Here is a 10,872-nt window from a genome sequence, read left to right as displayed (position 1 = left end):
CTGTTTTTACCTTTTAAAAATTTGGCATTAATGGGTACCTGTTTTTTTAACACTTTTTTGATTAATAGCCGAGTTAATCACCCATAGAAAGGCGCTTGCGATCGCCCAAAAAAGCAAATGCAAGCAAAAAAGAAAAGTAAATAATATTAAACAGATAATAAACCTGTGAGGCTATTTTTATTCCGAAGTTTTTTATTTTTGAATTAAAAATTCATTTAATGAATGGCCTTCATTGAGTAATTTTTGTAAACCTGATGGTTTTTTCCCGTTTCCTGACCAGTATTTAATTTCTCCATTGTCATTAAACTGATACTTAGGTTTTCTCGTCTTTCCTTTTCCTGCATTTGATTTTTTAGGTTTAAAATCAGAGAGGGTAACAGGTATGTTAATAGTATTAGGATTAAGGCCGATTTCTTCAATCATTCTTAATATTTCTAAACGTTTTTGTTCTTTTTGTTCCGCTTCTAAACTCATTAATCTGAAGGTTTCTTTGCTTTCTTGAACGACTACTTCTAATGTTTTGTAAGCATCTTCTAGCCATTCAACATCTTTTGTTTGAGCAAATCTTCTTAATAAGCTTATTCTTGATAAATATGCTGATACAATATCATATTCTTTTTCTGTGGTTAATGTTGTCATTTTGTCACCTTGTTAATAAGTTTAAAATCTATCTTTTCTGATGTTTTCTCTTCCAGCGTCAGTATAACACCGAATTTTTTACTTGCTTTAAAAAAGCTTTAATCATTTCTGTTTTACCTTTAATGATTAAAGCTTTTGCCTTCTTTTTCGTGATATGCTTGCCGTTTTTTCCTAAATTTTAAAACCGTGGTGACAGATAAAACGTATTTAATCCTATGTGAATAAGTAGATATTCTTTAATCCCTTGTTTTCAGATGGCACGAAAAGCGATAATCCATATTATTTAAGCTGAGAAGTCGGGATTTACGGAATAAATAAAGAGCCTTAAACCAAAAGGTTAAAGGCAGTAAAAATTTTCTCATTGATAGTTAAAACGCTAAAAACCAATAATCTGAACCGGATATTTGAATACCCGGTTCTTTTTAATCAGGAAGGGTTAACCGGTACCACGCTTTCTGTTGGGTAACATCCCAATACCTTTAATGAATGAGTGATTTTCGCCAATGCTTTCAGGACGTGTTGCATATTGATTGAACGAATATTAGCTTGGACATCAATATAAAACATCTCTTCCCACGGATTTCCGTTGATCGGTCGGGATTCCAGTTTACTCATAATAATATTATGTTTTTTCAGCACCATTAGCGCATCTACCAGTGCGCCTGCCTGCTGTCCGGTTGCCATAATAAATGTCGTTTTAGCCGGTACTTGTTCTGCAACTTCAATAGGTTGACGGGCAACAATAATGAAACGAGTAATATTATGTGATTGATTTGCGAGATTCTGTTCCAGAACCTGTAACTGATAAAGCGCACCGCCCGCTTCACTCCCTAAAGCTGCAATTTCTGGTGAATTCTGTTCGGCGACTTTTTGCATTGCTGCGGCAGTGCTTTCGCAATAGTTAATTTTCCAATGTGGGAATTGATTAATATATTGGCTACATTGTTGGAATGGTTGAGGGTGACTGTAAACCGTTTTGATCTCTGATAGCGTTGTGTCTTTTGCAACGAGTAGGCAATGGTCAATAGGAATGGTTATTTCTCCCACAATTGACAAATTGGTATGTTGCAACAAGTCATAAACATCATTGATGGAACCCGAGCTGGTATTTTCAATGGGTAACATTCCGTAATCCGCTTGGCCTGTTTCAACCAGGGAGAAGATATCTTGGAACTTATGGCAGCTACATTCAATTAATTGATTGAAATGGCGTGCGGCATATTGGCGGGCTGCGATATGAGAGTAGGAACCTCTAGGACCGAGGAATGCAATACGCGCTGAATCTTGGGGTGTTTGATTTAGGTGTTGCTGCAATAATGCCTGTTGAGTGAGTACGGAATCTTCAATGATCATCTGAAAAAGACGCGAAATATAAAAGCCATCAAGCCCGTAGCTTTTTCCTTTTTTAATCAGAACATCTAGTAGTTCTCGTTCGCGATCCTTGTCTCTGATAGGGCGATTATCCTGTAACTTAGTTTGGGCAATATCAAAAGCTAATTGGCGACGCTCTGCTAGTAAAATCAGTAACTTTAAATCAAGTTCGCTGACTTTTTCCCGTATTTTCAGCAAATTATTTTGATCCATAAATGGGTTCCTAATGGGTTATTCACATTCTGATAATAATAGGTTTGCATTGACATCCTCCCCCACTTTCGCACTTCGTGACTCAAGAGGGGGATCCCCGTTAGTGGGCGACAGTTGATCGCTCTGCGTCTGGTTCCTGCTTCAACGGGCGGCCTGACTGCTCCGTCCCTCCACAGGCAAGCACGGCATGCCCTGCCGCTAAAATGTTACGTGCGCCGTTTACATCTGCGTTCGCGGTATATCCACACACCTGGCACACGAATTTACTCTGCGACAAGCGGTTCTCTTTTGCTGTATGACCGCAACATGCGCACCGCTGGCTGGTGTATGTCGGAGGGACTGCCAGTACCTGACCGCCGCGCCAGAGCTGCTTATATTCTAGCTGACGGCGCATTTCATACCAGCCCTGATCCAGTATCGCGCGATTTAAGCCTGTTTTAGCCCCAACGTTCCTTCCGGGCTGTTCTGCCGTGCCTTTCGCTGACTTCGACATGTTACCGACCTTCAAATCTTCAATCACGATCATCGCGTGGTTTTTGCTTATTTTCGTGGTGGTCTTATGAAGGTAATCGCGCCGGATATTGGCGATGTGCAAATGCAGGCGCTGAATTTTTCGCTTCTGTTTCTGCCAGTTGGCGCTGAACTTAACTTTGCGGCTTAACTGTCTCTGGAGCTTCGCCAGTTTGCGCTGGCGGGTTTTAAAACTGTTGACGGGTTCGTATATCGTACCGTCTGAGAGCGTCGCCAGTTTCGATATCCCTGCATCCAGACCAACCATTGTTGTTGATTCGTGGTGTGGCTCAGAGGCTTCTATCTCGACTTGAAACGACACATACCACTTACCCGCTGACTGGCTGATCGTGGCATTTTTGATTTTGCCGTTCACCTCCTGCGATTGCCGGAACTTTATCCATCCGAGCCCAGAAGGAAGCCTGACTCTGCGATTTTCAAGGAGACAATATTTTTCAAAATTGACGAACCGGATTGAATCCCTGCCGTCATTTTTTCGTTTCCATACAGGCGCTTTCGCTGCCAGTGTCTTATCGAAGCAACGCCTCCATGCCCCATGTAAGTCTTTAAATTTTTGCTGAAGGTTATCGGTGTAAGCTTCCTGTAAGAAGGCGTATTCCGGTGTTTTTTTCCACCCCGTGAGCATGCGGTTTAGTTCAAACGCTGAGGGAAGTTTTCCGCCGGAATCCAGAATGTGTTTTGTTACCTCAAGTCCGTGATTCCAGACAAAACGAGCACACCCGCATAACTGCCGCAAACGCGGCGACTGTTCTTCAGTTGGCTCTAGTCTGAACTTGTAGGCTTTCAGTATTAGCATTATCATTCAGTGTGTAGTAGTTTTACTCTCTATTTTACTGTGCCTTCGGCTAACTTCAATGCAAAAATACAAAATTAATCGTTCACGACATGCCGCCTTTCTTTTGCATGTACATCTTGTGTTTGTGACCAAATACCGTAGAAAGATTCTTGGCGAGCGACACTATGCAGCCTTTCATCAGTATGCAGGTGAAATCTGCCGTGACTTCGGCGCAGAACTTAAAGAGAGTCACGGCGATTTAGATCATGTTCATATGCTGATTGAGTATCCACCGACCGTTCAGCTATCGGTATTGGTTAACTCGCTGAAAGCAGTCACCTCCCGTCGCTTACGTAATGAGTTTCTGGACTTACGCGGAGCATACGGAAAGGCAGTTCTCTGGTCTCGCTCCTACTTTGCAGGTTCATGCGGTGGAGCACCGCTGGGAGTGGTGAAACAATACATTCAACATCAGCGTGGCTGATGATTCCACGGGCTTTTCAAGCCCGTCCAAATTCCCCTCCCGCCTGATGTCGGCGGGAGTACCCTTTGGAGGTAAAGATGGATAGAAAAAAGCTTCCCTCAAGGGAAGGTAAAAAAGAAAGAAAAGAAAAACAGGCTTATGTTCATCATATTCTCATATTCATAGTTTGGGTGACTGCTCTTTGCCCAATCGGGCGAAGCTTCCCATTTGCTTGCCATTTCATCGGCAGCCGTCCGCATTGGACAAGGGTTACGGTGGTTTTTGTTAATTAACCTTATGTTGTTGTTTCTGTCAACAAAAAACGCGTCCAAATTGGACGCGTCACAGGCAAGTCATTGTTATTTTATTGTGATATTTCTGGTTCTGTTTCTAATTCTGTTTCTAGGTTAAGGTTTGATTCTTTAACACTGTTGTCAGTACGGCGTGCTTCTCCCTTATGCTGTACTTTATTCAATTGGCGCTCCAGTTTTGTTAATAATTCATTGATAGCAATATACATATCTTCATGTTTTGCACCGGCAACTAGCATACCATTTGGTATACTTATGGTTGCATCAGCCCTAAAAATTTGAGGCCCTTTTGATAGAATAATATGAGGATTTATCAGATTTACTTGCCATTTATTTAGTTTATTTAGACGTTTTTCTACGTGGTTGCGAATTGCCGGGGTAATCTCCATTTGTTTGCTGGTAATATTCACTATCATATAGTTACCTCTCATTATTGATTATCCACCTTCAATAATTTCAGCATACATTTCTTTTTCATGAAAAAGGTGATCTAAATCACTATTTAACCAGATATGAGGCAACTAGTTGAAGTAATTGTGATTAGTGGTAAAAATATGAAGAATATCTATTGCAGGATTGAAGCTAATGGGACACTATTGACAAGTTGAGTCTTTATCAACTCTGCTGATAAGTAGTCTTTTTTAGATCTCATAAGTAAAAATAAAACAGCGGTACCCACCGCTGTTTTATCATCTGCTGTTTTATACGGGATTAGCAGCAATGAGTTTTGCTACTTTATCTGCCTGGGCTGTTAAACCCAAACGTGTATAAGCTTTTTTCATGTAAGGCAGCGCTTCGAGAGTTGACTGTGTATCAGGGTAATCACGTAACATTTGTTCAATTCGATTTACCACCGCGACATAAGCTCCACGTTTGTTATAATATTCCACAACAGAAAGTTCATATTTTGCCAGGCGCTCTCTGATAAACATTAAACGCTTAATAGCATCGGTAGTATACAGGCTGTTAGGATGATAGCGTACTAATTGACTAAAATCCTTGAATGCTACCCTGGCGTGTTCAGGATCACGATCTGAGCGGTCAATGCCGAAGAAACTTTGCAATAGACTGTTATCCAATGCTTGTGAAGTTAATCCACGCATATACAGAACGTAATCAATGTTGGGGTGAGTTGGATTCAGGCGTATAAAACGGTCAATAGAAGCGAGAGCCATTGGCAAGTCAGAGGATTTATAATAAGCATAAATCAGATCGAGTTGTACTTGCTGCGAATAGGGGCCAAATGGATAGCGATTATCGAGGGTTTCCAATTGCTTGATCGCATCGGAATAACTACCTTTTTGCAGCTTTTCCTGACCCTTAGAGTAAATTTCCGCAGGTGGGCTGTCGGGGACAGTATTTTTATTACCAGAGCACCCGGAAAGTACCAGGCTCAATGTGGCTGCCGCCACCAGATATTTCATGCGTATCATCACGTGTTGATTATCCTCTGAGTGTTTTTCTGGGAGACTATCCATGAAGCTCCCGGCAAAAGATCGAGTTACAATAGCACACTATATTAAATTAAACGGCTCTGCCGTCAAAACTCAACGTAAGTGTAGAAACAATATATGGCACAACAAATACGACTTAATACAACAGTCGCCGAATCTCAGCTCGGTCAACGTTTAGATCAGGCTTTGGCTGAATTGTTCCCTGATTATTCAAGATCACGCATAAAAGATTGGATCTTGGATGACAGAGTTCAGGTTAATGGCAAATTAATCAATAAGCCAAAAGAAAAAGTACTGGGAGGTGAAGAAATTGCAATTGATGCCATCATTGAAGAAGATGCGCGTTGGGAACCTCAGGATATTGCGTTAAATATTGTCTATGAAGATGATGACATTCTAGTCATAAACAAATCGCGTGATTTGGTCGTCCATCCAGGAGCAGGAAACCCAGATGGTACGGTATTGAATGCACTGTTATATCATTATCCTGAAATTGCCGATGTTCCTCGGGCAGGCATTGTTCACCGTCTTGATAAAGATACGACAGGGCTGATGGTCATTGCTAAAACGGTTCCCGCTCAAACACGTTTAGTCGAATCACTCCAACTACGCGAAATTACCCGTGAATATGAAGCGGTAGCGACAGGTTGTATGACGGCTGGCGGAATGGTTGAAGAGCCAATTTCTCGTCATCCAACAAAACGAACACATATGGCAGTGCATCCAATGGGCAAACCGGCTATTACCCATTATCGGGTAATGGAACATTTTAGGGCACATACTCGTCTACGCCTGAGACTGGAAACCGGCAGAACACACCAGATACGTGTTCACATGGCCCATATTAGTCACCCATTGGTGGGCGATCCTTTGTATGGTGGTCGTCCTCGACCTTTGAAAGGGGCTTCTGATGAGTTCCGCGAGGCAATGCGTAATTTTGATCGTCAGGCATTGCACGCCACGATGCTGCGTCTTTATCATCCGATAACCGGCATTGAAATGGAATGGCACGCTGAATTACCTGAAGATATGGTGATGCTGATTAAGGCATTAAAAGCAGATGCAGAAGCGTTTAAAGACGAAATGGATTGGTAAATGACTGCGCTTATTTTTCCAAACTGGCCACAACCGACGACAGTAAAAGCCTGTAGTTCTACCCGTTTAGGGGGAATAAGCTTATCACCTTACGATAGCCTGAATCTGGGTAAGCATGTTGGTGATAAACCTGATGTTGTTGAACAAAACAGGCATATTTTAGCGAAAATGGCAGAACTGCCTCAGCAACCAGTCTGGTTAGAACAGGTTCATGGTACGCGTGTTGTGAGACTCAATGGTCAGCCACTGGAAGATAATAGAGCTGATGCTGTTTATACCAATATTCCTGGGCAGGTTTGTGCTGTGATGACAGCAGATTGCCTGCCTGTACTATTTTGCAGTTCTGCGGGTGATGAGGTTGCGGTTGCCCATGCGGGGTGGCGAGGTTTGTGCGCCGGCGTACTGGAAAACACGATCACTCAATTTAAAGCTAAACCTAATCAGCTCCAAGCTTGGTTAGGGCCGGCAATTGGCGCGAAAAAATTTGAAGTTGGTAATGAGGTTTTGGAAGCATTCACAATCCAGCATTCTGATTTGAGTCGAGCTTTTATACCTTTTGGCGAAAAGTATTTAGCGGATATCTATTTGTTGGCAAAGTTAAAATTGCAATCTGTTGGTGTGAAAGCGATTTTTGGCGGGGATGAATGTACTGTCAGTAATAAAGAGAAATTTTTCTCTTATCGTCGTGATGGGATCACCGGACGTATGGCAACTTTAATCTGGCTGATATAACCTATCCTGTAGGGCGATCCATTGGCGCATAAGAGAATATCTCACAATTTGCTTTTCAGAATAACCTTGAATATTTGAGGAATGGCCTCATTTAATCTCCAGTAGCAATATTCTGAACAGTATTGGAGGTGTTATGCGTCTGGATCGTCTTACTAATAAATTCCAGCTTGCTCTCGCTGACGCCCAGTCCCTTGCGCTTGGGCATGATAATCAGTTCATCGAACCAATTCACTTAATGAGTTCACTGTTAAAACAAGAGGGTGGCTCTATTCGCCCATTATTAACGTCAATTGGAATCGATGCAGGTCGTTTCAGCAATCAGCTTGAGCAGGCTTTAGAACGTTTGCCGCGGGTACAGGGTATTGGTGGTGATGTACAACCATCCAATGATTTAGTTCGTCATTTAAATCTGTGTGACAAACTAGCACAAAAAGCCGGGGATAATTTTATCTCCTCTGAATTATTTGTTCTGGCAGCATTGGAAGAACGTGGCACATTAAGTGACATATTGAAAGCTGTTGGCGCAACAAAAGAAAAAATCACTAAGGCAATAGAACAAATGCGTGGTGGTGAAAAAGTTGATGATCAGGGAGCGGAAGATCAACGCCAGGCCCTGAAAAAATACACTATTGATCTGACTGAACATGCTGAACAAGGCAAACTTGATCCGGTAATTGGCCGTGATGAAGAAATTCGCCGCACCATTCAGGTATTACAACGCCGTACTAAAAATAATCCGGTCTTAATTGGTGAACCTGGGGTTGGTAAAACAGCCATTGTGGAAGGGCTTGCTCAACGGATCATTAATGGTGAAGTTCCTGAGGGGCTTAAAAATAAGCGAGTTCTTTCCTTGGATATGGGCGCGCTGTTAGCAGGAGCTAAATATCGTGGTGAATTTGAAGAGCGTTTGAAAGGTGTGTTGAACGACCTTGCTAAACAGGAAGGCAATGTCATTCTGTTTATTGACGAATTGCATACTATGGTTGGTGCAGGTAAGGCTGATGGTGCAATGGATGCTGGCAACATGTTAAAACCAGCCTTGGCCCGTGGTGAACTTCACTGTGTTGGTGCAACAACACTGGATGAATATCGTCAATATATTGAGAAAGATGCAGCGCTGGAACGCCGTTTCCAAAAAGTCTATGTTGCAGAACCTTCCGTAGAGGACACAATCGCTATTTTGCGCGGTCTGAAAGAACGTTATGAGTTACATCATCATGTACAAATTACCGACCCTGCAATTGTCGCGGCAGCAACATTATCTCATCGTTATATCTCAGACCGTATGTTGCCGGATAAAGCTATCGACTTGATCGATGAATCGGGTGCCAGTTTACGTATGCAAATGGATTCAAAACCGGAAGCGCTGGACCGTCTGGAACGTCGGGTTATCCAATTGAAGTTGGAACAGCAGGCGCTGAAAAAAGAGTCTGATGATGCCAGTAAAAAACGGCTTGAAATGCTTAATGAGGAGCTGCTCGTAAAAGAACGCGAATATTCTGAACTAGAAGAAGAATGGAAAGCTGAAAAAGCAGCACTTACGGGTACTCAGCACATAAAAGCGGAATTGGAAAATGCCCGTATCAGTTTAGAACAGGCACGTCGCAGTGGTGATTTAGCGAAGATGTCTGAAATTCAGTATGGAAAAATACCTGGATTGGAAAAACAGCTTGCCGCAGCCACACAAGCTGAAGGTAAGCATATGAAACTGCTTCGTAACAAAGTTACCGATGCCGAAATTGCAGAAATTCTTGCTCGTTGGACGGGTATTCCTGTTGCCAGAATGCTTGAGAGTGAAAAAGATAAACTGTTGCGCATGGAGCAAGAGCTGCATAAACGTGTTATTGGTCAGGATGAGGCAGTCGATGCAATATCTAATGCGATTCGCCGTAGTCGTGCTGGATTAGCTGATCCAAACCGTCCGATTGGTTCATTCCTGTTCCTTGGTCCAACTGGTGTTGGTAAAACTGAGTTGTGCAAGGCGTTAGCAAATTTCCTGTTTGACAGCGATGATGCAATGGTGCGTATCGATATGTCTGAATTTATGGAAAAACATGCCGTATCACGGTTAGTAGGAGCACCGCCGGGATATGTTGGTTATGAAGAAGGTGGTTATCTAACAGAAGCTGTTCGTCGTCGACCTTATTCCGTTATTTTGCTTGATGAAGTGGAAAAAGCGCACCCAGATGTATTCAATATCTTATTGCAGGTGTTGGATGATGGTCGATTGACTGATGGGCAAGGTCGTACTGTCGATTTCCGTAACACGGTTGTAATCATGACTTCTAATCTCGGGTCGGACATGATCCAGGAGCGTTTTGGTAGTCTAAATTATGATGAAATGAAAGATATAGTGATGGGAATTGTTAGCCATAATTTCAGACCTGAATTTATTAACCGTATTGATGAAGCTGTTGTGTTCCACCCATTAGGGCGTCGGCATTTATCAGCGATTGCAGATATCCAATTGCAACGTTTGTACAAACGTCTAGAAGAACGTGGTTATCAGGTGACGATTACTCAGCAAGCGTTGGAAATGTTGGCAGAAGCCGGGTTCGATCCTGTTTACGGTGCACGGCCATTGAAGCGAGCTATCCAGCAGGAAATCGAAAATCCATTAGCTCAAAAGATACTTTCCGGCCAACTATTGCCAGGAAAACTAGTTACTCTGGATGTGGAAAATAGCCATATCGTCGCAAAGCAATAACTGTATATTTAATGAGAGAGTAAAGTTAACGAGAAATGAGGGGGCAGGAAACTGCCTCTTTTTTTATCATTTTGCGCATTAAATCGCAATTTAGCACTGTTTTTGCTTAATTGGTGTTCGGATGAATTATTTTTGCAAATAAACGCTTGCCAGCGACAAAGAACGCCCTATAATGCGCCACCACTGACCGACACAACGCTGATAAACATTGTGAGGTCGGGCAGAGAAAGCGGCAATAAGCGCTTGACTCTGCGGGCGAAAAGCGTAGTATACGCAGCCCGGCTGAACAAGAATATCATTTTTTAATTCAGCCTGCTCTTTAACAATTAATCAGACAATCTGTGTGGGCACTCACAAGACCGTATCACAAAAAAATACGTTTTAAAGTCTTGAAGAGTGAACAACAGTTAATTCATTACGAAATAATTTAGTAACGCTATTTTGGCAGGATAACGCGAAGGCCAGCGAGCAACACCGAGACAGTACTTCAGTACGGCGAGGTGTAGCGCAGTGAAGCCGACAAAGTTAGCCAAACAAAAGAGCGTTACACAGTGAATTCTTTGAGCATCAAGCTTTGAATT

10 protein-coding genes are annotated in these 10,872 nt (G+C 42.4%); 5 read left to right on the top strand and 5 right to left on the bottom strand.

The genetic code is table 11. The annotated features are described in order from the left end of the window. Positions 1-192 precede the first annotated feature (192 nt). From LG003_RS21755 to LG003_RS21745, 3 genes are all read right to left on the bottom strand, one after another. Complete coding sequence (locus tag LG003_RS21755; protein WP_112878366.1) at positions 193-639, bottom strand: H-NS histone family protein; 447 nt, start codon at positions 637-639, stop codon at positions 193-195. A gap of 426 nt (positions 640-1,065) precedes the next feature. Further along, entirely contained in the window at positions 1,066-2,223 is a 1,158-nt protein-coding gene (pheA, locus tag LG003_RS21750) for a bifunctional chorismate mutase/prephenate dehydratase (protein ID WP_262981619.1), read from the bottom strand. Between the two features lie 100 nt (positions 2,224-2,323). Continuing rightward, entirely contained in the window at positions 2,324-3,550 is a 1,227-nt protein-coding gene (locus tag LG003_RS21745; RefSeq protein ID WP_192881035.1) for an RNA-guided endonuclease InsQ/TnpB family protein, read from the bottom strand. Between the two features lie 58 nt (positions 3,551-3,608). Here LG003_RS21745 and tnpA point away from each other — a divergent pair, with 58 nt between their 5' ends. Both tnpA and LG003_RS21735 read left to right on the top strand, forming a co-directional pair. Next, positions 3,609-4,013, top strand: coding sequence for an IS200/IS605 family transposase (tnpA, locus tag LG003_RS21740; RefSeq protein ID WP_112878368.1), 405 nt, complete (start codon positions 3,609-3,611; stop codon positions 4,011-4,013). Positions 4,014-4,090: 77 nt separating this feature from the next. Continuing rightward, positions 4,091-4,285 (top strand): hypothetical protein, encoded by a 195-nt coding sequence (locus tag LG003_RS21735; protein WP_112878369.1) that lies wholly within the window; start codon positions 4,091-4,093, stop codon positions 4,283-4,285. A gap of 71 nt (positions 4,286-4,356) precedes the next feature. On the opposite strand, the gene raiA is transcribed toward LG003_RS21735, so the two are convergent. Beyond that, the gene (raiA, locus tag LG003_RS21730) at positions 4,357-4,719 is read right to left on the bottom strand and encodes a ribosome-associated translation inhibitor RaiA (RefSeq protein ID WP_112896385.1); all 363 of its coding nucleotides are present in this window, start codon (positions 4,717-4,719) and stop codon (positions 4,357-4,359) included. A gap of 285 nt (positions 4,720-5,004) precedes the next feature. After that, positions 5,005-5,736: an outer membrane protein assembly factor BamD gene (gene bamD, locus LG003_RS21725; protein ID WP_262981620.1), complete on the bottom strand. Its 732-nt coding sequence runs from the start codon at positions 5,734-5,736 to the stop codon at positions 5,005-5,007. 138 nt (positions 5,737-5,874) lie between these two features. Here bamD and rluD point away from each other — a divergent pair, with 138 nt between their 5' ends. The 3 genes from rluD (at position 5,875) to clpB (ending at position 10,291) form a co-directional block, all read left to right on the top strand. Next, complete coding sequence (gene rluD, locus LG003_RS21720) at positions 5,875-6,852, top strand: 23S rRNA pseudouridine(1911/1915/1917) synthase RluD (RefSeq protein WP_262981618.1); 978 nt, start codon at positions 5,875-5,877, stop codon at positions 6,850-6,852. Next, positions 6,853-7,584: a purine nucleoside phosphorylase YfiH gene (yfiH, locus tag LG003_RS21715; RefSeq protein WP_262981617.1), complete on the top strand. Its 732-nt coding sequence runs from the start codon at positions 6,853-6,855 to the stop codon at positions 7,582-7,584. 133 nt (positions 7,585-7,717) lie between these two features. After that, positions 7,718-10,291, top strand: coding sequence for an ATP-dependent chaperone ClpB (gene clpB, locus LG003_RS21710; RefSeq protein ID WP_112878372.1), 2,574 nt, complete (start codon positions 7,718-7,720; stop codon positions 10,289-10,291). Positions 10,292-10,872: the final 581 nt, after the last annotated feature.

The sequence above is a fragment of the Photorhabdus kleinii genome, from assembly GCF_025384885.1.
GTDB classification, from domain to species: domain Bacteria; phylum Pseudomonadota; class Gammaproteobacteria; order Enterobacterales; family Enterobacteriaceae; genus Photorhabdus; species Photorhabdus kayaii.
The sequence above is the reverse complement of the archived record's forward strand: the minus strand, read 5'-3'. Positions and strand labels throughout refer to the sequence as shown.